The 25662-nt window shown below is 73.2% G+C and carries 24 protein-coding genes; 12 read left to right on the forward strand and 12 right to left on the reverse strand.

Features of this window, described 5'->3' with window-relative positions:
- The first annotated feature begins 119 nt into the window (after positions 1–119).
- The gene (locus tag ACFXMG_RS12555; RefSeq protein ID WP_383816924.1) at positions 120–1007 is read left to right on the forward strand and encodes a helix-turn-helix transcriptional regulator; all 888 of its coding nucleotides are present in this window, start codon (positions 120–122) and stop codon (positions 1005–1007) included.
- On the opposite strand, the gene ACFXMG_RS12560 is transcribed toward ACFXMG_RS12555, so the two are convergent.
- The gene (locus ACFXMG_RS12560) at positions 905–1987 is read right to left on the reverse strand and encodes a GlxA family transcriptional regulator (RefSeq protein ID WP_383816926.1); all 1083 of its coding nucleotides are present in this window, start codon (positions 1985–1987) and stop codon (positions 905–907) included. The genes ACFXMG_RS12555 and ACFXMG_RS12560 overlap by 103 nt on opposite strands.
- A 123-nt stretch (positions 1988–2110) precedes the next feature.
- On the opposite strand from ACFXMG_RS12560, the gene ACFXMG_RS12565 reads away from it, so the two are divergent.
- From ACFXMG_RS12565 to ACFXMG_RS12575, 3 genes are all read left to right on the forward strand, one after another.
- The gene (locus ACFXMG_RS12565) at positions 2111–2959 is read left to right on the forward strand and encodes a dienelactone hydrolase family protein (RefSeq protein WP_383816929.1); all 849 of its coding nucleotides are present in this window, start codon (positions 2111–2113) and stop codon (positions 2957–2959) included.
- Between the two features lie 190 nt (positions 2960–3149).
- Positions 3150–4343, forward strand: coding sequence for a cytochrome P450 (locus tag ACFXMG_RS12570; protein ID WP_383816931.1), 1194 nt, complete (start codon positions 3150–3152; stop codon positions 4341–4343).
- Positions 4340–4567 (forward strand): ferredoxin, encoded by a 228-nt coding sequence (locus tag ACFXMG_RS12575; protein WP_383816934.1) that lies wholly within the window; start codon positions 4340–4342, stop codon positions 4565–4567. Before ACFXMG_RS12570 ends, ACFXMG_RS12575 begins: the two co-directional genes overlap by 4 nt.
- Before the next feature lie 6 nt (positions 4568–4573).
- Here the strand turns inward: ACFXMG_RS12575 and ACFXMG_RS12580 are convergent, their stop codons facing one another.
- The 3 genes from ACFXMG_RS12580 to ACFXMG_RS12590 form a co-directional block, all read right to left on the reverse strand.
- Positions 4574–6238 (reverse strand): ADP-ribosyltransferase domain-containing protein, encoded by a 1665-nt coding sequence (locus ACFXMG_RS12580; protein WP_383816936.1) that lies wholly within the window; start codon positions 6236–6238, stop codon positions 4574–4576.
- Between the two features lie 94 nt (positions 6239–6332).
- Positions 6333–7073, reverse strand: a complete 741-nt coding sequence (locus tag ACFXMG_RS12585) for a macro domain-containing protein (RefSeq protein WP_383816939.1) — start codon at positions 7071–7073, stop codon at positions 6333–6335.
- 105 nt (positions 7074–7178) lie between these two features.
- On the reverse strand, positions 7179–7865 hold the full coding sequence (locus ACFXMG_RS12590; protein WP_383816942.1) for a class I SAM-dependent methyltransferase: 687 nt from the start codon (positions 7863–7865) through the stop codon (positions 7179–7181).
- Positions 7866–8104: 239 nt separating this feature from the next.
- Here ACFXMG_RS12590 and ACFXMG_RS12595 point away from each other — a divergent pair, with 239 nt between their 5' ends.
- The 3 genes from ACFXMG_RS12595 (at position 8105) to ACFXMG_RS12605 (ending at position 11316) form a co-directional block, all read left to right on the forward strand.
- On the forward strand, positions 8105–8479 hold the full coding sequence (locus tag ACFXMG_RS12595) for a hypothetical protein (protein WP_383816945.1): 375 nt from the start codon (positions 8105–8107) through the stop codon (positions 8477–8479).
- A gap of 192 nt (positions 8480–8671) precedes the next feature.
- On the forward strand, positions 8672–9043 hold the full coding sequence (locus ACFXMG_RS12600) for an ArsR/SmtB family transcription factor (RefSeq protein WP_383816948.1): 372 nt from the start codon (positions 8672–8674) through the stop codon (positions 9041–9043).
- A gap of 218 nt (positions 9044–9261) precedes the next feature.
- Entirely contained in the window at positions 9262–11316 is a 2055-nt protein-coding gene (locus tag ACFXMG_RS12605) for a phosphocholine-specific phospholipase C (protein ID WP_383816951.1), read from the forward strand.
- 37 nt (positions 11317–11353) lie between these two features.
- On the opposite strand, the gene ACFXMG_RS12610 is transcribed toward ACFXMG_RS12605, so the two are convergent.
- The 3 genes from ACFXMG_RS12610 to ACFXMG_RS12620 are packed head-to-tail and all read right to left on the reverse strand — an operon-like array spanning position 11354 to position 13661.
- Complete coding sequence (locus tag ACFXMG_RS12610) at positions 11354–12358, reverse strand: HEAT repeat domain-containing protein (protein ID WP_383816954.1); 1005 nt, start codon at positions 12356–12358, stop codon at positions 11354–11356.
- Between the two features lie 3 nt (positions 12359–12361).
- Complete coding sequence (locus ACFXMG_RS12615; protein WP_383816956.1) at positions 12362–13033, reverse strand: HEAT repeat domain-containing protein; 672 nt, start codon at positions 13031–13033, stop codon at positions 12362–12364.
- A gap of 49 nt (positions 13034–13082) precedes the next feature.
- A complete protein-coding gene (locus tag ACFXMG_RS12620) occupies positions 13083–13661 on the reverse strand; it encodes an SMI1/KNR4 family protein (protein ID WP_383816959.1) in 579 nt (192 codons plus the stop codon).
- A gap of 118 nt (positions 13662–13779) precedes the next feature.
- On the opposite strand from ACFXMG_RS12620, the gene ACFXMG_RS12625 reads away from it, so the two are divergent.
- The 4 genes from ACFXMG_RS12625 to ACFXMG_RS12640 all read left to right on the forward strand — a co-directional run bounded on the left by ACFXMG_RS12625 (position 13780) and on the right by ACFXMG_RS12640 (position 17525).
- Positions 13780–14424: an SDR family NAD(P)-dependent oxidoreductase gene (locus ACFXMG_RS12625; protein WP_383816962.1), complete on the forward strand. Its 645-nt coding sequence runs from the start codon at positions 13780–13782 to the stop codon at positions 14422–14424.
- Positions 14425–14602: 178 nt separating this feature from the next.
- Complete coding sequence (locus tag ACFXMG_RS12630) at positions 14603–15535, forward strand: alpha/beta fold hydrolase (RefSeq protein ID WP_383816963.1); 933 nt, start codon at positions 14603–14605, stop codon at positions 15533–15535.
- The gene (locus ACFXMG_RS12635) at positions 15532–16836 is read left to right on the forward strand and encodes an MFS transporter (RefSeq protein ID WP_383816966.1); all 1305 of its coding nucleotides are present in this window, start codon (positions 15532–15534) and stop codon (positions 16834–16836) included. Before ACFXMG_RS12630 ends, ACFXMG_RS12635 begins: the two co-directional genes overlap by 4 nt.
- Complete coding sequence (locus ACFXMG_RS12640) at positions 16833–17525, forward strand: 4'-phosphopantetheinyl transferase family protein (protein WP_383816969.1); 693 nt, start codon at positions 16833–16835, stop codon at positions 17523–17525. The genes ACFXMG_RS12635 and ACFXMG_RS12640 overlap by 4 nt, the downstream gene beginning before the upstream one ends.
- Here ACFXMG_RS12640 and ACFXMG_RS12645 read toward each other — a convergent pair.
- The 5 genes from ACFXMG_RS12645 to ACFXMG_RS12665 form a co-directional block, all read right to left on the reverse strand.
- Positions 17505–19292: a dipeptide ABC transporter ATP-binding protein gene (locus ACFXMG_RS12645; protein ID WP_383816972.1), complete on the reverse strand. Its 1788-nt coding sequence runs from the start codon at positions 19290–19292 to the stop codon at positions 17505–17507. The two genes, ACFXMG_RS12640 and ACFXMG_RS12645, sit on opposite strands and share 21 nt — an antisense overlap.
- A complete protein-coding gene (locus ACFXMG_RS12650) occupies positions 19289–20203 on the reverse strand; it encodes an ABC transporter permease (RefSeq protein ID WP_383816975.1) in 915 nt (304 codons plus the stop codon). Before ACFXMG_RS12650 ends, ACFXMG_RS12645 begins: the two co-directional genes overlap by 4 nt.
- Complete coding sequence (locus ACFXMG_RS12655) at positions 20200–21156, reverse strand: ABC transporter permease (RefSeq protein ID WP_383816978.1); 957 nt, start codon at positions 21154–21156, stop codon at positions 20200–20202. The genes ACFXMG_RS12650 and ACFXMG_RS12655 overlap by 4 nt, the downstream gene beginning before the upstream one ends.
- Positions 21157–21268: 112 nt before the next feature.
- Entirely contained in the window at positions 21269–22906 is a 1638-nt protein-coding gene (locus tag ACFXMG_RS12660; protein ID WP_383816981.1) for an ABC transporter substrate-binding protein, read from the reverse strand.
- 79 nt (positions 22907–22985) lie between these two features.
- Positions 22986–23690 (reverse strand): response regulator transcription factor, encoded by a 705-nt coding sequence (locus ACFXMG_RS12665; protein ID WP_383816984.1) that lies wholly within the window; start codon positions 23688–23690, stop codon positions 22986–22988.
- A 454-nt stretch (positions 23691–24144) separates the two neighbouring features.
- Between ACFXMG_RS12665 and ACFXMG_RS12670 the strand changes: the two genes are divergently transcribed.
- Positions 24145–25635, forward strand: coding sequence for an FAD-dependent monooxygenase (locus tag ACFXMG_RS12670; RefSeq protein ID WP_383816986.1), 1491 nt, complete (start codon positions 24145–24147; stop codon positions 25633–25635).
- Positions 25636–25662: the final 27 nt, after the last annotated feature.

Genomic DNA, 25662 nt, shown 5'->3' on the forward strand with positions numbered 1-25662 from the left:
GATGCGCCGAAGCGCCACGCCTTCCAGACAACCGTTTCTCCGCTCGCGCGACGAGGCACGCTCGAAGGGTGTACCGGCAGTACATCCCTCCGGCGGCGGGCGGGACGTACGGTCGAGGGGTGGACAACCGTGAAGAGGTCCGCGAGTTCCTGACCTCGCGGCGCGCGAAGATCACTCCCGAGCAGGCCGGGCTGCCCGCCGGTCCCCGGCGCCGCGTGCCGGGGCTGCGGCGCAGCGAGGTCGCGGCTCTGGCCGACATGAGCGTCGAGTACTACGCCAAGCTCGAGCGCGGCAGTCTCGCCGGCGTCTCCCCGGCCGTCCTGGAGGCGCTCGCGCGTGCGCTCCGGCTCGACGACGCCGAACGCGCCCACCTCGCGAATCTCGCTCATGCCGCCGACGGCTCCGACGCCCTCACCCGGCCCCGCCGCCGGCGTACCAAGGAGCAGTGGAGGCCGCACCGCAGCCTCCAGTGGACGCTGGACGCGATCACGGCGGGCCCGGCGTTCGTCCGCAACGGGCGCATGGACGTCCTCGCCGCCAACCGGCTGGCCCGCGCGTTCTACGCCGACGTCTACGCCACGCCCGGCAACCAGGCGAATCTGGCCCGCTTCAACTTCCTCGACCCGGCCTCCCGGCGCTTCTACCCGGACTGGGAGCTCTTCGCCGACGTCGCCGTGGCCATCCTGCGCACCGAGGCGGGCCGCAATCCCCACGACAAGGGCCTGCACGACCTGGTCGGTGAGCTGTCCACGCGCAGTGACGAGTTCCGCACCCGCTGGGGCGCCCACGACGTCCGCCACCACGGCACCGGCACCAAGCGCTTCCACCACCCGTCGGTCGGCGACCTCACCCTCGCCTTCGAGGGCCTGGAGATGGCCGCCGAACCCGGCCTCACCCTCACCGTCTACACGGCCGAACCCGGCTCCCCCTCCGAGGAGGGCCTGCGGCTCCTCGCCTCCCTGGCCGCGACGGAGGAAGCCGCCTCGGCCCCTTCCACCACCGGTTGAGCGGTCGCCCGGTACACGCTGGGCCGGCGGCCCGTGTGGCGGGCGAAGACGCCGGTGAACGTTCCCGGGTCGCGGTAGCCGACGTCCGCGGCGATGGCGGCGATCGTCCGGTCCGTCGTCTCCAGGAGGTGCCGGGCTCTGCGTACGCGAGCGCTGTGCAGGTACGTGAGCGGGGTCTGGCCCGTCTCGGCGCCGAAGCGGCGCAGCATGGTCCTGGTGCTGACGCCGAACGCGCGAGAGAGGGCCGGCAGGTCGTAACGGTCGGCGAGGTGCTGGTCGAGCTGGCGCATCACGGTCGCCGAGAAGGCGCGCCCGGACGTCGGGAGGAGGTCCGTGTCGACGTACGGGGTCTGGGTGGAGCGGATGTCGTCCAGGAGGGCGACGCGGGCGGTGGCCCGGGCGGTGCGGGGGCCGTCGTGGTCGCGGACGAGGCGCAGGGCGAAGTCGTACATGGCGCTGAACGCCGCCGTGGTCGTCACGCCGCGGTCGGTCACCACCAGGCTCTCCGCGCGGACCCGGACGTCCGTGTGGCGGCGGGCGAGGCGGTCCGCGTACAGCCACGAGGTCGTCGCGTCGCGGTCGCGGAGCAGTCCCGCCTCCGCCAGGAGGAAGGCGCCGACGCAGATCGACACCACGGCGCTGCCCGACGCCGCCTGCGCCCGGATCGCGGCGACCTCGGGCGCGAGCGCCGCGAGCGCCGCGTCCAGGTCGAGCGCGGGCGACAGCTCGAAGCCGGGCACGATGAGGACGTCCGACGGCCGGACCGCCGAGACGTCGATACGGGCTCCGCCGGACACGAGCACGCGCCGCCGCGGGGACACCACCGAGGTCTCGTACGAGGGACTTGTCCGTCCCGTGCGTCCCGTCCGCCCCTCGGCCGCCGTGACGTGCGCGGCCATGGTCAGGAGGTCGGGCACCCCGTAGACCTCGGACGCGAAGCAGCCGGGGTAGGCGAGGACGCTCACTCGCAGCGGGCTCATGGGGCTTCTCCGGTCGACGGTGGGCAGCGGGCAACGGACAACAGGCGGGGTGGCGGTATCTCCCGGTGAAGCGGCGATATCGCCGCTTCACCCCAGGGACAGAGTCTCGCCATGCTGCATGCCATGACAAACACGCAGGGGCAGAAGCAAGGGCCGTACGACGACCCGCTGGACGATTTCGAGTGCAGGGTCGTGGAGGTGGAGGGTGTCGGCAAGCGTGTGTACGTCTCCGGGGCGGGGCCCGCGGTCGTCCTCATGCCGGAGATGCCAGGCATCAGTCCTGATGTGGTCCGGTTCGCGCGGTGGATCCGGGACGCGGGGCTGTCGGTGTACGTACCGTCCCTGTTCGGCGTCGACGGGGCCTATCCGCTCGCCGAGGCGGCCGAGACCGTCATGCGGCGCGCCTGCGTCAGTGCCGAGTTCCGGGCGTTCGCGGGCGGCGGGACCAGCCCTGTGGTGACGTGGCTGCGGGGGCTCGCGCGGGTGGCGCACGCCGAGCGGGGCGGGCCGGGCGTCGGAGCCGTCGGGCTCTGCTTCACGGGCAATTTCGCGCTCTCCATGACGCTCGAACCCTCGGTCGTCGCGCCGGTGGTCAACCATCCGTCCCTCCCGCTCGACGATCCCGGCGGGCTGGAGCTGAGCGACGAGGACGCCGCCGCCGTGGCCGAGCGGGTCCGGCGCGACGGGCTGAAGGTGCTCGCGTACCGCTTCGAGAACGACCGCTGGTGCACGGGGCGCCGGTTCGCGGCGTACCGCTCGCTGCTCGGCGACGCGTTCGACGGCCGGGTCCTTCCGGACGAGGCGGCGAACCCCGAGCCGCCGCCCTTCTTCCGCGAGGTCGTCGGCTGCCCGCACAGCGTCGTCACCGCCCATCTCGTGGATGCCGCCGGTCACCCCACCGTGCGGGCGCGCGACGAGATCATCGCGTACCTGACGGAGCGGCTCGTACCCACGGCGCCGCTGCCGGACTGAAGCCCGGCCCGTCGGCGGGCATTGCCTTCGCGTTCACTCATTGCAACGGCTCGTTGCGTTCGAAAGCGAGCCATTGCACCAATTTCCTTCTGTGACCTCGGACTTCACCATTACGCGATTGACGAGATACTGAACGCAACGTAGCTTTCGGAAGTGTCGAACACGTCATATCGCGAGATGAGGAATGGTCATGAGTGAATCCCTCCACACCGTCGCGGCGCTTCCGACCGAGCGTCGGCCCGGCTGTCCCTTCGACCCGCCGGCCGAGCTGCTCGAAGCCCGTGAGCACGGGCCCCTCAGCCGCTTCACGCATCCCGGCGGGATACCCGGCTGGATGATCACCGGCTACGACCTGGTGCGATCGGTCCTGGCCGACCCCCGGTTCAGCTCCCGCAAGGAGCTGATGAACGTGGTGGACTTCGAGCTCCCGCCCGCGCCGCCCGGCGAGTTCCTGCTCATGGACGACCCTCAGCACAGCCGCTACCGCAAGCCGCTCGTGGGCAAGTTCACCGTCCGGCGGATGCGGATGCTCAGCGAGCGGATCGAGCAGATCACCGCCGAGTGCCTGGACGCCATGGAGGAGGCGGGCCCCTCGGCGGACCTCGTGACGGCGTTCGCCAAGCCCATCCCCACCATCGTGATCTGCGAGATCCTCGGCGTGCCGTACGAGGACCGCGCCTCCTTCCAGGAGCAGATCGACACGTTCATGGGCGGGGACGTGAGCGACGAGGAGCTCATCGCGGCCTACACGGCGACCCAGGAGTACCTCGCGACGCTGGTGGCCGCCAAGCGCGCGAACCCGACCGACGACGTGCTGAGCGAACTCACCGACAGCGACCTGACCGACGAGGAGCTCCGGGGGATCAGCCTGATCCTGCTGGCGGCCGGCTTCGACACCACCGCGAACATGCTGGCGCTCGGCACCTTCGCACTGCTCCAGCACCCCGAGCAGCTCGCCGCTCTGCGCGACGATCCCGCTCTCACCGACGGGGCGGTCGAGGAGCTGCTGCGGTACCTGAGCGTCGGCAAGACGTTCATGAGGACCGCGCTGGAGGACGTCGAGGTGGGCGGGCAGACCATCGAGGCCGGTACGACCGTCGTCCTGTCGTTCAACACCGCGAACCGCGACGCCGACCGCTTCCCCGACCCGGACGTCCTGGACCTGCGGCGCCCGTACGACGGCCATCTGGCCTTCAGCCACGGCATCCACCAGTGTCTCGGCCAGCAGCTGGCCCGTGTCGAGATGCGGGTCGCCTTCCGCGCGCTGATCGACCGCTTCCCGACGCTGCGCCTGGCCGTCCCGGCCGAGGAGGTCGTCCTGCGGCCGGAGACGGCGGACATCTTCGGGGTGAAGAGCCTCCCGGTCACCTGGGACGCGAAGTGACCGCGGCGCCGCGCCTGAGCGTCGACCGGGAGCGCTGCATCGGCGCGGGCATGTGCGCCATGACCGCCCCCGACGTCTTCGACCAGGACCCCGACGACGGGCTCGTCCTCCTCCTGTCCCCCGAACCCGCCCCCGCCCACCGCGCCGCCGCCCACATGGCCGCCGGCGTCTGCCCCTCCGGCGCGATCACCCTCCACGACCCGGCGGCGGGCGGCGGGCGGTAGTCGGCGTCAGGAGACGAGGCGGGTGTCCACCTCCCTCAGCTTCACGGTGCACAGGCCGCCGCGCTCGGCCTTCACGTCGGTGACCTCCAGTTGGGTGCCCGGGGCGAGGATGTACTCCTCCTCGCCGGTGAAGGCGGAGAAGCGGCGGATGCCCACGGCGCGGGCGGGGGTCACCTCGAACAGGGTCCGCTTGCCGCGGCTGCCGAGGAAGGAGCGGGCCACGCCCAGCTCGGAGGTGCAGGAGGAGACGCCCCACCAGGTGACCGTCGATCCCAGGGGGTACTGGCCGCGGAGGTCCAGGGCGACGCCGCGCCACAGGGGCTCGGTGCGGGTCGGGAGCGACTCCACCGCCGAGAACAGCAGCCGCAGGTAGGGCAGGTAGGGCACGACGCGGGCGCGGTCCGGCGAGCGGAGGACGGCGTTGATGTTCCGGTAGAAGCCGGACTCGCAGGTGTAGAGGAAGAGCGCGGCGATGGCGTCGGCGGAGAGCCCGGCCCCGCCCTGTTCGTCGGCGCGCCGCTTGCCGAACTCGCGGGAGCGGTCGATGTGTCCCCCGAGGCCGCGCAGGACCCGGGTGACCGGGGCGACGGCGTCCTCGAAGGGCATGAGCGGGGTGTCGAACACGCCGGTGAGCGGCGGGAGGACGTGGCCCTCGTCGCGGACGCTGGTGAGCCGCTCCAGGTACAGCTGGTGGAGCTCCATCGTCGAGGCGATGAAGGCGCCCATGCGGGCGGCGACGTCGGTGTCCGGTCCTCCGGCGCCCGCGGCGCCGTCCGCGCCCGTGGCCTGGCCGGCCGGGGGCTGGTTCCAGCCCTTGCTCGGCAGCCAGTCGATCGCGTCGGCGCCGAGGGACATCAGGGCGTCGTTCACGGTGGCGAGGTGGTCGCCGTCGCAGAAGAGGTCGCCCTGGGCCGCCGGGTTGGCGTGGTCGATGTGGCGGACCTCGACGCCCGGGTACTTCTTCTCCAGGCGCTGCACGGTCTTCTTGAGGCTGCGGGCGTGGGCGCCCCACCAGGCGAAGACGACGCCCCGGTCCTCCGGGTCCTCGGCCTCCTGCTTGGCGCGCAGGATCTCCTCGACGATCCGCTCGGCGACGGGCCGCCAGAACGCGGTGTGCTGGTCGGTGGCCATGGCGCCGTCGGCGCTGGCGGTCAGCGAGGCGTTCAGCAGCAGGACGCCCTGGGTGAGCATGGCCTGGAACCACTCGGGCGGCTGGACGGTGTCGCGCTCCTTGAGCAGGGCGCGGATGTCGGCGATCGGGGTCTTCTTGACGATGCCGTACTTCCACATCGCCGCCGCCTTGATCAGGCAGCGGATGCTGACGACCCGTCCGAACTGGCTGTCCTTCCAGTCGTTGAACGTGTTGTCGAACATGGCGATGCCGGTGGCGCTCTCCGGCCGCGGGTAGGGGTTCTGGCCGAAGACGACGACCTTCCACTTGTGCGCCGGATGCGGCTTGAGCGCCTGGAAGGTGAGCTCGCGGACCGGGACGACCTGCGGGCTGCGGCCCGCGCCGATGAACCGGTCGGCGTCCACGCGCGCCTCGATGACGGGCTTCAGCACCGGCAGCCACGGCTCGCCCCCGCCCGTGAACAGCTCGGCGAGCGCGAGCGGGTCGTTCGGGTCCGGCTGCGGCTGCGGCTCCGTGGAGGGCGTGGTGGTGTCGCTCATGGCGGGGGAACTCCCGGTGGTCGTACCTGCGGGGTGGACGGTGCCTGCGGGGTGAGCCGGGACGGCGGTCGGGGCCTCGACCGGCTCTGCCTCGTCAGGGGCGAAAGGAATGCCCTTTGGCAGGTGCTCCTTTGGCAGGTGCTCCTTTGGCGGCTGCCCCTTTGGCAGGTGCTCCTTCGGCGGGCGGCACGATCCGCACGCGCGTGGTGGGCGGTGCCTGGTCGATGCCGGCGAGCTGGGCGGTGACGGTGGCGCGCAGCTCGTCGTCGTCCTGGAACCAGTGGTCGTGGAAGAGCGTGTAGCCGGTCCACATCAGGTTGGCGCACACCCGGGCCGGGACGCGGCCGGTGCGGGCGCCCATCCCGACCAGGGCCACCGAGCGGATGCTGCCGGGCGCCTTGCGGTTCTGCCGGTGCACGGCCTGGAACGCCGCCGCGCAGGCCATGGCGACGTTGAGGGTCTCGCTCACGTTCTGCGAGGAGGAGACCATGGTCGGCGTCGAGATGACGAAGCGCGGCACGGTCGCCCCCGACGGGACGCAGACGGCGCTGCCGACGGGCATGCTCCCGTCGAAGCGGTCGCTGATCGCCCGCCGCACCCGCAGCTGGATCCCCGCGCCGAGGTGGCGCTTGATCGCGGCGTCGACCCCGCCGTCCATCCGGCCGGCCGCGTTCGTCGGCGTGACCCACGCGTCCACGTCCTCGTCGAGGATGGAACCCCGCCGGATCTCGATGCCGGGCACGTCGGCGAAGGCGGCGCGCCACGCCTCCACCACCCCCGCGTTGACATCCGTCAGCACCACCCGCAGCGCGGTGTCCACACAGCCGTCAGTCATCGAATCCCCCTGTCGGAACGGTCTCTTGCGACACCTCCGAAGGTAGTGGGCACCACTGACAACGCCCCTCGGCGAGCCTCCCGGCCCCCGGCGTCCGGCCCCTGCTCAGTCGGGCCGCCTGGCCATGACGACGACGCCCGGCCCGGTCGTCTCGTCGGCCGGCAGCCGGAGTTCGGCGACCGTGCGCAGCCCGGCCCCCTCGATCAGCTCCACGAGCTCCTCGGGCCGCCACTTGTGGGTCGTCCACCGGACGGGCACGCCGCCGTACGCCTCGGTGCGGACCAGGTCCTCGTCGCCGACGTGGGTCGCGGTGATGAAGTGTCCGCCCGGCTTCAACGCCCGTGCGAAGAGGGCGAGAACCTGCGGCAGCACGTCACGGGGGAGGTTGAAGAGCGACCACCAGCCGAGCACACCACCCAGCGACGCCTCCGCCAGGTCGAGGTCGGTGGCGGAGGAGACGTCGAAACGGCAGTGCGGGTACAGCCGGCGGGCGTTCTCGATCATCCGGGGCGAGAGGTCCACCCCGGACACGTCGAGCCCGCGTTCGGCGAGGTAGCCGGTGACGGTTCCGGGTCCGCAGCCGACGTCGAGGACGGGCCCGAGCCCGCTCACCGAGTCGGCGAAGGCGTCGATCGACGCCTTGAGCCAGGGGTGCGTACGGATGTCGCCGATTCCCGTCGTCAGCACCATGTCGACGTAGTTGTCCGCCACCCGGTCGTAGGACTCGCGCACGACGTCGAGGTCGGCCGGCCGCTCGATGGGACGGGGATGGGAGTGGGGGTATGCGCTCATCGGCCCACCCTAGATCGCCCGGACGGCCGCGTGACGCCCCCTGCCGCCCCGGCGAACCAGGTGGATCCAGCCGCGATCAGCGCGTAATGGCGCGTTGTCCTATGCCCGGGGCAACCTCTTCCGCCGAAAGCCCCTCGCACCCCGCCCCGTTGGTGTCTAGTGGGGGACGTCTGTGATCACCCCCGGCCGTGGGCACGACTCCGGTCCCGGGCCGTCGAGAACCAAGGGAGCACCTACTGATGGTGAGTGTGGAAACGTCTCTGAAGGAGGCGATGACCTCCATCGAGGGCAGTGTGGGGGTCGCGCTGGTCGACTACACGAGCGGTATGGCCCTCGGGACGCTGGGCGGGAGCAAGGACCTGGACCTGACCGTCGCGGCCGCCGGCAACACCGATGTCATCCGGGCGAAGCTCCGCACGATGGAGATGCTGGGCATCCACGAGGGCATCGAGGACGTCCTGATCACCCTGGATACCCAGTACCACCTCATACGCCTGATCAAGGGGCGGGGCGGCAACGGCCTGTTCCTGTACATGGTCCTGGACAAGAGCCGCGCCAATCTGGCCATGGCCAGGCATCGGCTCCAGCGCATCGAGGCCGATCTGGAGCTGTAGCCGGGCTCCCGCGGCCCGGCTTCGTATGCCCTCGACTTGAAGAACTCTTCAACTCGGAACATCTGAAAGTGATCAGTCGAGGGTGAGCGGGAGCCGGGACGCGGGAGAATGGGCGTCAGCCGTGGACAAGGGATGTCGCAGGTCGGGCCGTCGGTGCCCGGTCCTGCCGGCCCGGGGGGAGAGAGTCGTCGCATGCAGGTGCCGCTGTACCAGGCCAAGGCGGAGTTCTTTCGCATGCTCGGGCATCCCGTCCGGATCCGTGTCCTGGAACTGCTCCAGCAGGGCCCGCTCCCCGTACGGGAACTGCTCAAGGACATCGACATCGAGCCGTCCAACCTCAGCCAGCAGCTCGCGGTCCTGCGCCGGTCGGGGATCGTCGTCTCGATCCGCGACGGCGCCACCGTCAGTTACGCCCTCGCCGGCGGCGACGTGGCCGATCTCCTCAAGGCCGCCCGGCGCATCCTCACGGAGCTCCTGGTAGGCCAGAGCGAACTCCTCGCGGAGCTCCGCCACGCCGACACACCCGCTCCCCCGCACCCGGCGACGGAGGACCAGCCGGCGTAGACCGCCAGGGGCGGGCCCGCGCCCGCGCCCGCAGCACCGATCGTTTCCGGCCATCGCGGTCGGGCTCGGGGGCGGGGGGCGAATTCTCCGCGTGTACAGCGGGAAGTCACGGGGCGGCCGTGAGGCGGTAGTTCTCGGACGCTCTTCTTGGGGCGCTCCGCGCCGGTCACGGCCGGTGTTCCGTGTCCGTCCGCTCGTACTCCGGAGGATTACTCCCCATGGCCGACCTCGATCGCCGCCGGTTCCTTCAGCTCGCCGGTGGCGCCGTCGCGTTCAGCGCGCTCTCCGAGTCCATCGCCCGCGCCGCCGCCATCCCCGCCCAGGGGTCCACCGGCACGCTCCAGGACGTCGAGCACATCGTCGTCCTCATGCAGGAGAACCGTTCCTTCGACCACTACTTCGGGGCGATGAAGGGCGTCCGCGGCTTCGGCGACCCCCGTCCGGTCACGCTGCCCAGCGGGAAGTCCGTGTGGAACCAGTCGGACGGCTCGAAGGTGACCCTGCCCTTCCGGCCGGAGAGCGCGAAGCTCGGCATGGAGTTCCTCCAGGGGCTCAACCACGACTGGGCGGGTGGCCAGAAGGCGTTCAACAAGGGCCGCTACGACCAGTGGATTCCGGCCAAGTCCAAGGCGACGATGGCGCACCTGACCCGGGAGGACATCCCCTTCCATTACGCCCTCGCCGACGCGTTCACGATCTGCGACGCCTACCACTGCTCGTTCATCGGCTCGACCGACCCGAACCGCTACTACCTCTGGTCGGGCCACACCGGCAACGACGGCACCGGCGGCGGGCCGGTCCTCAACAACGCCGAGGCCGGATACGGCTGGAAGACGTACCCCGAGCGCCTGGAGGCGGCCGGGGTCTCCTGGCGGGTCTACCAGGACATCGGCGACGGGCTGGACGCCGCCGGCTCGTGGGGCTGGATCAACGACGCGTACCGCGGCAACTACGGCGACAACTCGCTGCTGTACTTCAACACCTACCGCAACGCCCAGCCCGGGAACCCGCTCCACGACAAGGCCCGCACCGGCACGAACGCCAAGGCGGGCGACGGATACTTCGACCGGCTGCGGGCGGACGTGCGGGCCGGGCGGCTGCCGCAGGTCTCCTGGATCGCCGCGCCGGAAGCCTTCTCCGAGCACTCCAACTGGCCCTCCAACTACGGCGCCTGGTACATCGCGCAGGTGCTCGACGCGCTGACGTCGAACCCGGACGTGTGGGCCCGTACGGCGCTGTTCATCACGTACGACGAGAACGACGGCTTCTTCGACCACGTCGTCCCGCCGTACGTGCCGGCCTCGGCGGCGCAGGGTCTGTCGACCACCCCCACCGCCCTCGACCACTTCCCCGGGAAGGTCGGATACGTCGCCGGGCCCTACGGCCTGGGCCCCCGTGTCCCCATGCTCGTCGTCTCCCCCTGGTCCACCGGCGGCTACACCTGCTCCGAGACCTTCGACCACACCTCGGTGATCCGCTTCATCGAGCGCCGCTTCGGGGTCCAGGAGCCGCAGATCTCGCCCTGGCGGCGGGCCGTCTGCGGCGACCTGACCTCGGCCTTCGACTTCGGCCGCTCGCAGCCGCAGCCGGTCGCGCTGCCGTCGACCGCCGGGTACTACCCGCCGGACCGGGACCGGCACCCCGACTTCCCGGCCACCGCGCCGGCCGTCGGCACGATGCCGCGCCAGGAGCGCGGGGCCAAGCCCACGCGCCCGCTGAAGTACGCCCCGTACGTGGACGGCTCCGCCGACACTGCGGCCGGCACCTTCCGCCTCGCCTTCAGCGGCGGCCCCTCCGCCGGCGCCCAGTTCTACGTGACGTCGGCGAACCGCACCGACGCCCCCTGGACGTACACGGCCGAGGCCGGGAAGTCGATCGCGGACACCTGGAACACCAAGTACTCCAAGGGCGTCACCGACCTCACCGTGCACGGCCCGAACGGCTTCCTGCGCCGCTTCCGCTCGCCCGGCAAGACCGCCGTCCCCGAGGTCACCGCCCGCCACAACGCCACCACCGCCACCCTGGACCTCACCTTCACCAACGCCGGCGCCGCGACGACGGTGACCCTCACCAACGCCTACGCCAGCGGCCCCCGGACGCTGACGGTGGCGCAGGGCGCGACCGTCACCCACGCGGTGCCGCTGTCGGCCTCGGGCCGCTGGTACGACGTCACGGTCACCTCCAGCGCGCACGCCGACTACGTGCGCCGCCTGGCCGGGCACGTGGAGACGGGCGCGGAGGGCGTGACGGACCCGGGCATCCTGACGTACTGACGTAGCGACTCGCCCGGGAGACGAGCGACGTGGCGGTTCAGCGGGCGTCGCGGAGGTGGCGGAGGTAGGTGGCGGTCAGGGAGACGGCGCGGTCCTCGTCGTGGGTCAGGTCCGCGAGCGCGCGGGTGGCGGTGGGGCCGGGGATGTCGGCGAGGGCCTGGGTGAGGCGGCCCCGCGCGGGGGGTCCGGTGCCGGTGTCGGCGAGCCGGGCGACGAGTCCGGCCGCGATCGCGTCGGCCGTGGTGGTGTCGGTGGCCAGGGCGCTGAGCGCGTCGGCCGCGTCCGTGTCGTTCCTGCCGTCCACGATCATCTCGACGAGCGTCGGGATCGCCTCCGGCTCCCCGCGATTGCCGAGGGCCAGGGCCGCCTGGCCCCGGACCACAGGGTCGGGGTGGGCGAGGGCGGTGCGGAGCCGGGAGGCCGCGTCGTCGCCGGGGAGCGCGGCGAGGGTGCGGACGGCCCGCTCGCGGACCGCCGCCGCCGGGGAGTCCAGAGCCTGGGCCAGGAGGGCGGGGCCGCCGTCGCCGGAGCGCACGAGCGCCCAGCGCAGGGCGCCCGCGACATTGGTCTCCGTCTCGTGCAGGGCCGCCTCGACCAGGGCCTCCACCGGTACGGGAACCTCGTCGGACGAGGAGAGCGCGGCGCGCTGGCGGGCGTCCTTGCTCGCCGACCCCAGGGCCTGGAGGAGCGCGACGACCTGGAGCGCGTCGTCCCAGCTGTCCGGTCCCGCCGCGTCGATGCGGCGCAGGCGGGTGAGCAGCTCCGTCTCGGCGGCGATGCGGGCGCGGGTCTGGTCGATGAGGTCGCCGACGAGCTGCGCGGGCGTGAAGCCGGGGTCGTCGAGGGCGCGGCCGATCTCCCGCAGCGACAGCCCCAGCGAGCGGAGGCTCTCGATGTGGAAGATCCGCCGGATGTCCTCGTCCCGGTACTCCCGGTAGCCGGAGCCGGTGCGGCCCGAGGGCCGCACCAGGCCGAGCGACTCGTAATGCCTGAGCATGCGGGCACTGACACCGGAGCGGCGTGCCACCTCACCGATCAACACGCCCTAGTGTCCCTCCTGCCCGGACCCGCCCAGTGCCACGACGCGCTTCGCCTCCTCGATCGCGTACGCGAACCCCGTGTCGGGGTCGCGCAGGATCCGCTCGGTGGCGAGCGCGTGCGCGCGGACCCCCGGGTCGGGGTGCGTCGCGGCGGCGCCGAGGACCGGCTGGATCACGTCGCCGAGCTCGATCAGGGCGCGGCTGAGGCTCAGCTGGGTGTCCTGCCCGCCGCGCCCCAGCTGTGTGCCGAGCACGGCGGCGAGGGCGGCCTCCTCGCCGTCCGGAACGAGCAGCACCGCCGTCCGCCACGCGGCGCGCGCCACCTCGTCGTCCGCGTCGGTCAGGTGCCCGTGCGTGATCGCCGGCCACGCCACCCGCTCCCCCAGCTTGGACAGCGTGTGCAGGGCCTGGCTCCGCGCCTGCGCCCGCTCCGAGCGCAGCTCGGCGAGCATCCTGGGCAGTATCAGGCCCACGGGGTGGCGGGTCAGCGCCCAGGTCAGCATGTCGCGGACGAAGAACTCGGGCTCGACCGCGCACCGCTGGACGAGCGCGTCGACGAACCGGTCGTCGGGCGTCGTCCCCACCGCGAGCGCGGCCCGCAGCCGCACCGACGCACGCTCGTCCGCCAGCGCCTGGAGCGCTCGCCGTACATCCGTGTCCTGATACGTCGTGGTCATCGGGACCACCTCCTCGACCGGCAGTCAAAGCCTTGTCACCGTGTCAAGGTCAAGCGCTCCCCACCGCACCCCGATGACTCTCCGCAATCCGCGCCCCGGCCTCCGCCCACCGCAGCGGCCCTTCCACCGGCCCCCCGTCCTCGTCGGCGTCCTCCCGGTACCAGCCCCTCCCGGCAAGCCAGGTCTCCAGCCACCCCTCCAGACTCGGGGCATCGAAAAACCACGCCTGCGCCCCGTCGTCGTCCATCGGGTTCGGATCGAACAGCAGGACCGGCCCGCCCTCGCCACGACAGTCGACGGCCGCGTACATCCCGCACCCCCAGTCGAGAACCGGCAGCACACCGGCAGGCCAGTACGGGGTCTCCTCCTCCGCCGACTCCGCCCGCGCGGAGGCGTACTCGGCAAGCACCGTCCGCCCCTCCCCCGTCAACGGAAGCAACTGGTAGTCGGGGCCGAAGCCGCCGTTGGCCACGTCCCGGTACAGGCTCACGAGCAGCGCAGGGAGGCGGAAGCCGAGCGCCCGCTCCGCCGCGGCCACCTCTTCCCCGCTCACGGCCGGGGGCAGCGGCCCCGATTCTGCTGTGGCCCGCGCCGCCACCCGGGAGACAAGATCCTTCACATCGCTCATGCGGCGATCCTGACAGGCGCCTCTGACAACGCCCTCCCTCCCGGGAAGACATGACGATCAAGAGGGGTTGTGCTCGACGTTGTTGTGCGTCGTTGGGCGTCGAGACGGAGGAGCGGTCATGGGTGGGGCGTTGGTCATCGGGGCGGGGCCGGGGATCGGGCAGGCCGTGGCGCGGCGGTTCGCGCGGGAGGGGCTGGCGGTCGGGCTGGTCGCGCGGTCGGAGGAGACCGTGACGGCGGCGGCGGAGGCCGTGGGGGCGCTGGGGGTGCGGGGCGTGCCGCTCATCGCCGACGTGGCCGACGAGACGGCCCTGCGGGCCGCGCTCGACGCGGCCGTCGGTGAGCTGGGCGAACCGGACGTCGTGGTCTACAACGCGGCCGTCATCCGGCCCGACGCCGTCGGCGAACTCCCGCACCGCGCCCACCTGGAGACGTACGCGGTCAACGTCCTCGGCGCCCTCACCACCGCCGCGCACCTCCTGCCCGGGATGGCCCGGCGCGGGCGGGGCACCTTCGTCGTCACCGGCGGGATGCCCGAGATGAAGCCGCCGTACGTGAGCCTGTCGCTGGGCAAGGCCGGGGTACGGGCCCTGGTCGAGCTGCTCGACACGGAGTACGGGCCGTCGGGCGTGCACGTCGCCACGGTCACCGTCGGCGGCGCGGTCGCGCCCGGGACGGCGTACGACCCCGAGGACATCGCCGAGCACTACTGGCGTCTGCACACCCAGCCGCGCGAGCGGTGGGAGCGCGAAGTGATCCACTGAACGCGGCCCGACCTCTTCTGACACTTCTCTGTCGCGGGGTTTGCGGGGCGCCGACGTTTCCGAGGGAAGCGGCGGGAAGCTCACCGAGTCCTGGAGCGGCGCGTCTTGAGGGGGCGGGCGGCGCCTGCCAATGCTGGAGGGGTCGGTTCTTCGGTGGCGGGTGGGAGGGGGAGGGCGGATGAGCGTCGTGTCGTCGCGGGTGTCGTCGCGGGTGTCGTCGCGGGTGTCGTCGCGGGTGTCGCCCGGGGTACGCCGGGTGACGCTCGGGTCCGGTCGGGGGGCGCCCGTGACGGGGCTGCTGGCCGAGCCGGAGCCCCAGCCCGACGCCGGGCCGGCCCGCGCGCTGGTCGTCGCGCTGCACGGCGGCGGGATGAGCGCCGGGTACTTCGACGGGCAGGCCCACCCGGACGTGTCCCTCCTCGCGCTCGGGGCGCGGCTCGGCTACGCGGTGCTCGCCCTTGACCGGCCGGGGTACGGGCCGTACGCCGGGCTGGAGCCGGACGGGCGGGGCGTCGCCGACCAGGCCGGGGCCGTCGGAGAGGCGCTGGAGGGGTTCGCCGAGGGGCCGGTGCTGCTCCTCGGGCACTCCTTCGGCGGCAAGGTCGCCCTCGCCCTGGCGGCGGACCGGCCGCCGCCCGGGCTGGTGGGCGTGGACGTGTCGGGGGTGGGGCACCGGCTGGCCGTACCGGCCGGGCGCGCCGCGCGGGAGGCGGGGTTCGGTGCGCGGCGGCTCGACTGGGGTCCGACCTTCGGGCTCTATCCGCCGGGTACGTTCCGTGCCAGCCGGTCGGTGGTGGCACCGATGCCGAGGCGGGAGGTGGAGTCGGTGGGCGGGTGGACCGGTGGCGGCGCGGACGTCCTCGGGCGCGTCACGGTGCCCGTGCGCTTCACGTTCGCCGAGTACGAGGCGTGGTGGCGGCACGGGCCCGACGACGTGGCCGACCTGACGGGCCTGCTGGCCCGGTCGCCGCGCGTGGTGGTGGACCGGCTGCCCGGGGCCGGGCACAACGTGAGCCTCGGATGGGCGGCCCGCACGTACCACCTCCGGGTCTTCGCGTTCCTGGAGGAGTGCCTGGCGGCGGGCGCCGCGCCCGCGGGGCCGGAGTCGTGAGCGGCGGCCTCGGCGAGGTCTTCCGCGCCCTGCGCGTCCGGGACTTCCGGCTGTTCGTCCTCGGCCAGATCGTGTCGGTGGCCGGGACGTGGATGATGGTCGTCGCACAGGACTGGCTCGTCCTCGGCCTCACCGGCGGGTCGGCGAGCGCGCTGGGCACGGTGACCGCCTTGCAGTTCGCGCCCCTGCTGCTCTTCACGCTGTACGGGGGCCGGCTCGCCGACCGGTACGACAAGCGGGCCCTGCTGACGGTCGCGAACGTGCTGTCGTGCGTCCTGGCCCTGGCGCTCGCGGTGCTGGTCCTGGCGGGTGAGGTCCGGCTGTGGCACGTGTACGTCTTCGCGTGCGCGCTCGGCGTGGTGAACTCGGTCGAGGTGCCCGCGCGGATGGCGTTCGTCGGGGAGCTCGTCGGATCGGACCTGCTGCCCAACGCCTCGGCGCTCAGCGCCGCGTACTTCAACGTCGCCCGCGTCGTCGGCCCGGCCCTGTCGGGGCTGCTGATCTCGGTGGCCGGCGTCGGCTGGGTGATGCTCCTGAACGCGGTGAGTTACGCCGCCACCGTCGTCGCCCTGCGCCTGATGCGGGGCCGGGCGGGCGGGGCGGCGCGGCGCGGGGACCGGGTGCGGGTGCTGGACGGGCTGAAGGCGGCCGGCCGGTTCGACCTGGTGGTGCCGCTGGTGCTGGTGGCGGTGGTGGGGCTGTTCGGCCTCAACTTCCAGCTCACGCTGCCGCTGCTCGCCGCGCAGGTGCATCACGCCGGCGCCTCGACCTTCGGCGTCGTGACCGCCGTCTTCGCGGCCGGATCGCTGGTGGCCGCGCTGGCCACGACCGTGCGGCGGGGCCGACCCTCGGCCCGTCTGGTCGCCGGGGCGGCCGTCGGCTTCGGCGTGCTGGAGGCCGGGGTGGGGGTCGTGTCGTCGTACGGGCTGTCCATGGTGCTGCTCTTCCTCACCGGCGGCGCGTCGATCTTCTTCGTGCAGGCCGCCAACCACCGGGTGCAGTTGGGCGTCCCGCCCGAGCTGCGCGGCCGGGTCCTGGCCCTGTACACGCTGATCCTCCAGGGGTCGACGCCCTTGGGGGCACTGCTCGTGGGCGCGCTCGCCGACCGGTGGGGGGTGCGGTGGGGGTTCGTGGCCGGCGGGCTGGTGTCGCTGGCGGCGGGGCTCGCGGCGGTCGTCGTCGGGCGCCGTGGCGAGCGGGGAGACGGGGGCAGGGGTAAGGGCGAGGCCAAGGACGGGGGCGGGTCCGCCGAGGTCGTCGCGCGGGGGCGGGAGTCGTCCGGGGAGCGGGCGCGGCCGTGAGGGAGCTGCCCGGGGCGGGGGCCGTGGAGGTGTGGCTGACGGGCGTTCCCGGCGGGGCTGCGGGGGCGGCCTCGGAGGCGTACGGGATTCTCGACGAGGAGGAGCGGCGCCGGGTCGGGGAGTTCGTGACGACGGGCGGCCGCGACCGGTACGTCTGGGCGCACGTGGTGCTGCGGCGGGTGCTGGCCTCGTACACGGGGGTGGCTCCGGCGGAGCTGCGGTTCGGCCGGGAAGGGCGCTACGGGCGGCCGGTGTTGCGGGACGCCGGGGCGCCGGTCGGGTTCTCGCTGTCGCACAGTCACGGGCTGGTGGCCGTCGCCGTGGCAGCGGGCGCCGTCGGCGTGGACGTGCAGCGGGAGTGCCCGCCGGGGACGGTGGAGGCGTGCCTGGCGAGGCTGCATCCGCGCGAGCGGGCGGAGCTGGAGCGCCTGGGCCCGTCGCGGCGGGCGGTGGAGTTCACCCGGCTGTGGGCGCGCAAGGAGGCGTACCTCAAGGGCCTGGGGACGGGGCTCGGGCGTCCGCCGCGCGCCGACTACCTGGGGGACGGGGAGCCGGCGGCACGGCCGGCGGGGTGGGGTGTGGGCGCGGTGGCCGCCCAGGCGGGGTACGCGGCGGCGGTGGCCGTGCCGGTGCCCGCCGGGGGGACGTGGTCGGTGCGGACGGTGGACTCAGTCGGCGTCGTGGGGTGAGGGGTTCCGGGTGGGGTCGGTCCGGGTGGAGTCGGTCCGGGTGGAGTCGGTCCGGGTGGGGTCGGTCCGCGTCGGCTCGTCGAGGGCGAGCTTCCGGCCGGGGATCGCGGCGAGGAGTTCGCGGGTCCAGGGGTCCTGGGGCTCGGTGAAGACGGTCTCGACGGGGCCCGTCTCGACGATGCGGCCGTGCCGCATCACGGCGACGCGGTGGGCGATCTGGCGTACGACGGCCAGGTCGTGGGTGATGAAGAGGTAGCTCAGGCCGTCCTCCCGCTGGAGTTCGGTGAGGACGTCGAGGACGCGGGCCTGGGCCGAGACGTCGAGGGCGGAGACGGGTTCGTCGCAGACCACGAGGTCGGGGCGGAGGGCCAGGGCGCGGGCGATCGCGACCCGCTGGCGCTGCCCGCCGGAGAGTTCGGAGGGGCGGCGGCGGGCGACGGTCGCGGGCAGGTGGACGCGGTCCAGGAGTTCGGCCACCCGGCGGGAGCGTTCGGCGCGGTCGGCCACGCGGAACGCGCGGAGGGGTTCCGCGACGATCTCGGCGACGGGGAGCCGCGGGTCGAGGGAGGTGTAGGGGTTCTGGTAGACGATCTGGAGGCGCCGGCGCAGGGCGCGCAGGGCGGGGCCCCGGAGCCGGGTGATGTCCTGGCCGTCGAAGGTGATCCGGCCCTCCGTCGGGGTGGTCAGGCGCAGCAGCAGCCGGGCCGTCGTGGACTTGCCGGAGCCGGACTCGCCGACCAGGGCCAGGGTCTCGCCGCGCGCGATGCGCAGGCTGACGCCGTCGACGGCGGGGGGTGTCGGGCCGTGGGGGCCGGTACGGCGGCGCGGGAACGCCTTGACGAGTCCCTCGGCGGTCAGCAGGTCGGGGGCGTCGGCGCTCCGGCGGGCGGCGGGGAGGGTGACGCGGGCGGGGGCGAAGGCGGGGGCGGCGGCCAGCAGGGACTGGGTGTAGGGGTGCTGGGGTGAGGTGAGGACGTCGTGGGTGGGGCCGGTCTCGACGATGCGGCCCTGCGCCATGACGGCGATCCGCTGGGCCCGGTCGGCGGCCACGCCGAGGTCGTGGGTGATCAGCAGGACGGCGGTGCCCGAGGTGCGGGTGAGCGTGTCGAGGTGGTCGAGGATGGTGCGCTGCACGGTGACGTCGAGGGCGCTGGTGGGTTCGTCGGCGATGAGGAGGCGGGGGCGGGCGGCGAGGGCGATGGCGATGAGGGCGCGCTGCCGCATGCCGCCGGAGAGTTCGTGCGGGTACTGGCGGGCCCGCTCCCGCGGCCGGTCGAGACCGGCCTCGCCGAGGAGTTCGGCGGCCCGGTCCAGGGCGCCGGCGCGGTCGGGTACGAGGCCGTGCAGGAGGAGCACCTCGGCGACCTGGGCGCCGATCCGCTGCACGGGGTTGAGGGAGACGGCCGGGTCCTGCGGGATGAGCCCGATGGCCCGGCCCCGGTGCGCCCGCAGGACGCCCTCGTCGGCGCCCGCCAGCTCGGTCCCGTCGTACCGGATCGAGCCGCTGTCGATACGGGCACCCGGCGGGAGCAGGCCGAGGACGGCGTGCGCGGTGGTGCTCTTGCCGGAGCCGGACTCACCGACGAGGGCGAGGACGTCGCCGGGCCGGACGGTGAGATCGACGCCCCGGACGGCGTGGACGGGGGCGGCGCGAGTGCCGTAGGTGATGGTGAGGTTCCGTACGGAGAGGAGTGCGTCCTCACCGGTCTCCGTACGCGCGTCCGTGTCAGGGCCGGTTTCCGCGCCTGTCGGCGGGGTGGTGGTCATGGTGTCTCCCTCGCCTCGCCGTCGAGGGCGCGGGCGATGCGGTTGGCGGCCAGGACGGTGGCCGCGAGGGTGAGTCCGGGCAGGGTGGTGAGCCACCAGCCGGCGGCGAGGTAGTCGCGTCCGGAGGCGACGAGGGCGCCCCACTCGGGCTGCGGCGGGCGGGCGCCGTACCCGAGGAAGGAGAGGGAGGACACCTGGAGGACGACCGCGCCGAAGTCGACGGCCGCGTAGACGAGGACGGGGGCGGCGGCGTTCGGCAGGACGTGGCGCAGCAGCACCCCGTACCAGCGGACGCCGCCCGCCCGCGCGGCCTCGACGTACGGGGTGCGGGCGACGCGCTGGACCTCCGTGCGCATGATGCGGGCGAACATGGCGACGCTGGTGACGCCGACCGCGACGGCGACCTCGACCGTGCCGAAGCCGAGGGCGGTCACCAGCGCGAGGGAGAGGAGCAGTCCGGGGACGGCGAGCAGGACGTCGGTGAGGCGCATCAGGGCGGCGTCGGCCCGCCCGCCGAGGTATCCGGCGAGGAGACCGACGAGCGAGCCGGCGACGAGCCCCACGGCGACGGCGAGTCCGGTGGCGCGCAGGGTGAGGGCGCTGCCGTGCACGACGCGGGCGTACAGGTCGCGGCCGAGCTGGTCGGTACCGAAGGGGTGGTCGGCGCTCGGAGGCAGGAGCCGTTCGCCGGGGACCCCGGCGAGGGGGTCGCGGCCGGTGAGGAGGGAGGGGAAGAGCGCCGCGAGCAGGACGACGGCGAGGAGGGCCACGGACAGGAGGAGTCCCGGCCTGCTCAACCAGAAGGCGACCGCGCCGCGGATCCGGGTCCGGTTCCGGGAGCGGGGGGCGGGCAGGGGGCCGGGGGGCTTGGTGGCCGGGGTGTCGACGGGGTGGGTGGCGAGGTCGGTCACGCGGTCACCGCCGGGCGGTCGGTCGCCGCGATGCGGGGGTCGACGAGCGGGTGGACGAGGTCGACGACGAGGTTCGCGGTGACGTACACGACGGCTCCGAGGACCACGAGGCCCTGGACGACGGGGATGTCCTGGGTGGTGACCGCCGTGGCGGTGAGCCGGCCGACGCCGGTGCGGGCGAAGACCGTCTCGACCACGACGGAGCCGGCGAGGACGCCGCCGGTGAGGAGTCCGGCGACGGTGAGCGGCGGGGCGAGGGCGTTGCGGGCGGCGTGCCGGAGGTGGACGCGGGCGCGGCCCGCGCCCTTGGCGCGCGCGGTGTCGATGTACGGCTCCGCCAGCGCGGTCCGCAGGCTCTTGGCGAAGACCTGGGCGACCAGTCCGGAGGCGGGCAGGGCCAGGGTCACCGAGGGCAGGATGAGGGAGCTCCAGCCGTCGTTGCCGAAGGCGGGCAGCAGGCCCCAGCGGAACGAGACCAGTTGGACGAGGAGGAGCCCGATCCAGAAGGTGGGCGCCGACACGCCGGCGGCCGGCAGCGACAGCAGGAGCTGCCGCAGCCAGCGCCGCCGGGTGGAGGTGCCGAGCAGGGCGATCGCGCCGCCGAGCGGGAGCGCCAGGAGGAGCGTCGCGCCGGCGAGCTGGAGGGTGGCGGGCAGGGCCTCGGTGATGAGCTGGGTCACCGGCCGCCCGCCGTGGACCGAGGTGCCGAGGTCGCCGCGTACGGCGTTCCAGAGCGCGGTCGCGTACTGCTCGGGCACCGGCCGGTCGAGGCCGTAGCGGGCGCGCAGTGCGGCGACCTGCTCCGGGCTGACCGAGCTCGCGTCGCCGCCGCCCGCGGCCATGATGGTCACCGGGTCGCCGGGCAGCAGGTAGAGCACGGCGAAGGAGACCGTGTACGCGGCCCACAGCACGAACAGTGCCTGGGCCAGGATGCGCGGGAGGCGGCGCTTCACCGGTGCGTCTCCGTTTCGGATTCTGTTTCGGTTTCTGTTTCGGTTTCTGTTTCGGTTTCTGTTTCGGTTTCTGTTTCGGTTTCCGTGAGGCGTACGGGCCGGTGGTGGGCGGTCACGACAGCCACGTGTCGTGGAACTGGAGGCGGGAGGAGGAGTCGAAGGTCAGGTCGCGCACCTTCTTGGAGACCGCGAAGACGCTGGTCATCTCGAACACCGGGATCTGGTAGCCCTGTTCGAGGATGCGGCGCTGCGCGGCGGCGACGTGGGCGGCGCGGCGGGCGGGGTCGGTCTCGGCGGCCTGGGCGTCGAGGTCGCGCTGGAGCGTGGCGTCGTCGATGCGGGAGAGGTTGAGCAGCTTCGAGGAGAACGCGGTGCGCAGGATGTCGGGGTCGGTGCGGGTGCCGTTGCCCCACGCGAGGTCGTAGTCGCCGGCACCCCTGGCCTTCTGGTAGTCGGCGACGGACAGGACGCTCAGGGTGAGCTGGATGCCGGCCTTCTTGACCTGCTGCTGGATCAGTTCGAGCGCGGACTGGTTGGGGCCGAAGTTGGTGCCGAGGATGACCTTGAGTTCGAGCCGGCGTCCGTCCTTGACGCGTATCCCGTCGTCTCCGGCGCGCCAACCAGCCTCTTCCAGAAGGGACTTGGCGCGGTCGACGTCGTGGGTGAGGAGGGCCCGGTTGTCGTGGTAGGCGTCGGTGGTCTCGGCGAGGGAGCTGGTGGCCGGGCGGTAGCTGGAGCTGAGGACGGTGTCGACGACCTCGTCGCGGTCGACGGCGGCCTGGAGGGCGCGGCGGACGGCGAGGTCCTTGGCGACCGGGCTCGCGGTGTTGGCGCTGAGCGCCACGGGCACGCCGGGGCTGGAGCGGCCGACGACGGAGACCTGCTGCCCCTTGAGGAGGGCCTCGTCCTGGGGCGCCACACCGGCGAAGGCGTCGATCTGGCCGGAGGTGAGGCTGCCGGAGCGGACGCCGGACTCGGGCACGACCCGGAAGGTGATGCCGTCGAGGCGGGCCGCGCCGGGGCGCTTCCAGAGGGGTGAGCCCCAGGCGTAGTCGTCGCGGCGGTCGAGTTCGACGGAGGTGTCGGGGGTGTAGCTCGTCAGGGTGAAGGGGCCCGAGCCGACGAGGGGGCCGGTGCAGCGCTGCTCGGCGGTGCGGCGCAGGGAGGCGGGGCTGAGGAGGCCCAGGGTGGGAGTGGAAGTGGCCTGGAGGAACTGGGCGTTGGGGCCGTCGAAGCTGATCTCGACGGTGTGCGCGTCGACGACCCGGGTGGCCTTGTAGCCCTGGAGGAAGCCCGCCCCGAGGATCGAGCGGGCGCCGAGGGCGTGGATGGCGTCGAAGTTGGCCTTCACCGCCTTCGCGTCGAGAGGGGTCTTGTCGCTGAAGGTGGCGTCGGCGCGCAGCTTGAAGGTGAACCGGGAGGCGTCCTTCCCGACCTCCCAGGAGCTCGCGAGCCAGGGCACGATCTTCCCGGTCTTCGGGTCCTGGTCGGTGAGCGAGTCGACGATGCCCCGGGTCACGTACATCGCGTCGTTGGTGGCGGCCTGGTGCGGGTCGACGCAGGTGGGGTCGGAGGAGAGGGCGAAGGTGAGGGTGCCTCCGGAGCGGGAGCCCGCGCCCCCCTCGCCGTCGGAGCCGGCGGCGGTGCAGGCGGTGAGCGGCAGTGCGAGGAGGAGCACGGAGGCGACGGCGGCGTGACGTCTGGGCTCCGCGGGGGTGCGGGGAGGGGTCTGGGTGCGGGTGGCGGGCATGGCGGGGTGACTCCTGTCGTGCGGGTGATGAGAAGAGTGCGTGTGGTGAAAAGAGAGAGGGGTTACGAGGCCACCGGCGTCAGGTGCGGCCGAAGCGGAAGCCGACGCCGCGCACGGTGACGATCCAGTCCGGGGCCCCCAACTTGGTCCGGATGGCGCTGACATGGGTGTCGATGGTGCGGCTGGCCCGGGCGTCGGGGGCGTAGCCCTCGCGGTAGCCCCACAGGTCGGCCATGAGGCGGGCGCGGGAGTGCACGGTGTGCGGCTCGGCGGCCAGGCGGTGCAGCAGGTCGAACTCCTTGCGGGTGAGCTTGATCAGGCGCCCGTTGAGCCGTACTTCCCGGGTCGCGGGGTCGATGCACAGCGAGCCGCGCGCCAGCACGGCCGACGTCCGGCGGGAGGCCGCCCGCGCGGGGCGGGTCCTGCGGAGCACCGCCTCGATGCGGGCGATGAGTTCGCGCGGCCCGTAGGGCTTGGCGAGGCAGTCGTCCGCACCGGCCTGGAGGCAGAGGACGCGGTCGAGTCCGCGGTCGGCGGAGGCGAAGGCGATGAGCGGGATGTCGCTCGTGGCGCGCACGGCCCGGCACACCTCCAGACCGTCGATGTCGGGTAACCGCAGGTCGAGGAGGAGTAGATCGAATTCTTCATGCATATCCAGGGCTTCGGCCCCTGTCACGCATTTCATCGCGTCGAATCCATGGCGTTTCAGCTCGTCGCTGATGAATGAGCTCTCGGCCAGGTCGGAATCGACCACCAGTGCATGCATCAATTCCCCCGGTTCCATGCCGTGGCCGTACGAGTTCGCAGCCTGGCAGTGTCTGGCGTGTCGTCACAACCCCGGGCTCGGACAATTCACAAGCCTGTAAAGAGGACGGGGAGCGACGTCGATGGCGCTCCGCGACCTGTTCGGGGACAGGTGCCGAGGCTAGGCACACCTTGGGTTTCTGGCAGTGACCGGGGTCACAGGCAGGGCAGTTGGACGCTGCCGGCCCGGCCCGGTCCGGCAGATTTGCCGTTCCTCTGACATTCGCTTGTCGATTTCTTTGCGGGGCCCGCCGGGTTGACTCTCGCTTCACAACTCCTTTTGCCGGTCCTGAGATTCACGGGTTGAAAACGCCGGACGGCCGGGCCGACGATATTCATGGCCGTTCGACGGGCCGCCCGAAAAGGCGGCAGACCGCGGGGAACGGCCGGAATATCGAAGACCGGTCGCACGAAAGTCGTGAGAGGAGAGCCGTATGGACGTGTCCGTCGTCGTCGTGGGGGCGGGGCCGGCCGGTCTGGCCCTGGCCGGGGAGCTGCGGCTGGCCGGCGTCGGTGTCGTGGTGCTGGAGCGGCTGGCCGCGCCCACCGGCGAGTCGCGCGGGCTGGGACTGACGATCCGCACGATGGAGACGTTCGACCAGCGCGGGCTGCTGCCCCGCTTCGGCGACCCGGTGACGAGCCCGCAGGGCCACTTCGGCGGCATCCCGCTGGACTTCGGCGTCCTGGACGGCGCGCACCAGGCGGCCAAGGCCGTCCCGCAGTCGCTCACCGAGAGCGTGCTGGAGTCCTGGGCCCGCGGGCTCGGCGCGGACGTCCGGCGCGGTCACGCCTTCCTCGGCTTCGAGGAGGACGCCGACGGCGTCCGGGTGCGCGCCGAGGGCCCGGACGGGCCGCTGACCCTGGCCGCGCGGTACCTCGTCGGCGCGGACGGCGGCCGCAGCGCGGTCCGCAAGGAGGCCGGATTCGACTTCCCCGGTACGGAGGCGACCACCGAGCTCCTCCTCGCCGACGTGCGCGCGGTGGAGGTGCCGCCCCGGGGCATCGGCGAGCTGGTCCCCGGCGGCATGGTCATGTCCGCGCCGCTGGGCGACGGCGTCCACCGTCTGATCGTCGGGGAGCGCGGTACGCCGCCCCGCCGACGTACCGCCCCGCCCCGCTTCGAGGAGGTCGCCGACACCTACAAGCGCCTGACCGGGCACGACATCGCGCACGGCGAACCGGTGTGGGTCAGCGCCTTCACGGACGCCGCCCGGCTCGTCACCGAGTACCGGCGGGGGCGCGTGATCCTGACCGGCGACGCCGCCCACATCCATCTGCCGGCCGGCGGGCAGGGCATGAACACCGGCATCCAGGACTCGGTCAACCTGGGCTGGAAGCTGGCCGCCGTCCTCCAGGGGCGGGCGCCCGCCGCGCTCCTCGACACGTACCACTCCGAACGGCACGCCGTGGGCCGCGGGCTGCTCGCCAACACCCAGGCGCAGAGCCTGCTGATCCTCGGCGGTGCCGAGGTGGGGCCGCTGCGCGAGGTGCTGGGCGAGCTCGTCTCGTACGAGGAGGTGGCCCGGCACCTGGCCGCGAAGGTGAGCGGCGTGGAGATCCGCTACGACGTCGGCGCGGGCACCCATCCGCTGCTCGGCGTCCGGCTGCCCGCGCTGCCCCTGACCGTGGCCGGCCGGGCCACCGGCAGCGCCGAGCTGCTGCACCGGGGCCGCGGCGTCCTGCTCGACCTCGACGACAACGCGTGGCTGCGCCGCCGGGCCGCCCCCTGGCACGACCGCGTCGACGTGGTGACCGGTACGCCCCCGGGGCCCGTCCCGCACGGCAGCGCCGCCGTGCTCCTGCGGCCCGACGGTTACGTGGCGTGGGCGGCGCCCGGCAGCCACGACGACCTGCCCACCGCCCTGGACCGCTGGTTCGGACCCGCGGCGGCCCGGACCCGAGGGCCCCGCCCGACACCCGCCTGACCACCCACCCCACACCCACAAAGAACC

The sequence above is a fragment of the Streptomyces sp. NPDC059201 genome (assembly GCF_042754585.1).
In the GTDB taxonomy this organism is placed as follows: Bacteria; Actinomycetota; Actinomycetes; order Streptomycetales; family Streptomycetaceae; genus Streptomyces.

Bases quoted from the DNA above. Each gene is read 5' to 3' on its own strand.
- ACFXMG_RS12560 (WP_383816926.1), bottom strand. From the start codon at position 1,987: ATGAGCCCGCTGCGAGTGAGCGTCCTCGCCTACCCCGGCTGCTTCGCG.
- ACFXMG_RS12565 (WP_383816929.1), top strand. From the start codon at position 2,111: ATGACAAACACGCAGGGGCAGAAGCAAGGGCCGTACGACGACCCGCTG.
- ACFXMG_RS12570 (WP_383816931.1), top strand. From the start codon at position 3,150: ATGAGTGAATCCCTCCACACCGTCGCGGCGCTTCCGACCGAGCGTCGG.
- ACFXMG_RS12580 (WP_383816936.1), bottom strand. From the start codon at position 6,238: ATGAGCGACACCACCACGCCCTCCACGGAGCCGCAGCCGCAGCCGGAC.
- ACFXMG_RS12585 (WP_383816939.1), bottom strand. From the start codon at position 7,073: ATGACTGACGGCTGTGTGGACACCGCGCTGCGGGTGGTGCTGACGGAT.
- ACFXMG_RS12590 (WP_383816942.1), bottom strand. From the start codon at position 7,865: ATGAGCGCATACCCCCACTCCCATCCCCGTCCCATCGAGCGGCCGGCC.
- ACFXMG_RS12595 (WP_383816945.1), top strand. From the start codon at position 8,105: ATGGTGAGTGTGGAAACGTCTCTGAAGGAGGCGATGACCTCCATCGAG.
- ACFXMG_RS12600 (WP_383816948.1), top strand. From the start codon at position 8,672: ATGCAGGTGCCGCTGTACCAGGCCAAGGCGGAGTTCTTTCGCATGCTC.
- ACFXMG_RS12605 (WP_383816951.1), top strand. From the start codon at position 9,262: ATGGCCGACCTCGATCGCCGCCGGTTCCTTCAGCTCGCCGGTGGCGCC.
- ACFXMG_RS12615 (WP_383816956.1), bottom strand. From the start codon at position 13,033: ATGACCACGACGTATCAGGACACGGATGTACGGCGAGCGCTCCAGGCG.
- ACFXMG_RS12620 (WP_383816959.1), bottom strand. From the start codon at position 13,661: ATGAGCGATGTGAAGGATCTTGTCTCCCGGGTGGCGGCGCGGGCCACA.
- ACFXMG_RS12625 (WP_383816962.1), top strand. From the start codon at position 13,780: ATGGGTGGGGCGTTGGTCATCGGGGCGGGGCCGGGGATCGGGCAGGCC.
- ACFXMG_RS12630 (WP_383816963.1), top strand. From the start codon at position 14,603: ATGAGCGTCGTGTCGTCGCGGGTGTCGTCGCGGGTGTCGTCGCGGGTG.
- ACFXMG_RS12645 (WP_383816972.1), bottom strand. From the start codon at position 19,292: ATGACCACCACCCCGCCGACAGGCGCGGAAACCGGCCCTGACACGGAC.
- ACFXMG_RS12660 (WP_383816981.1), bottom strand. From the start codon at position 22,906: ATGCCCGCCACCCGCACCCAGACCCCTCCCCGCACCCCCGCGGAGCCC.
- ACFXMG_RS12665 (WP_383816984.1), bottom strand. From the start codon at position 23,690: ATGGAACCGGGGGAATTGATGCATGCACTGGTGGTCGATTCCGACCTG.
- ACFXMG_RS12670 (WP_383816986.1), top strand. From the start codon at position 24,145: ATGGACGTGTCCGTCGTCGTCGTGGGGGCGGGGCCGGCCGGTCTGGCC.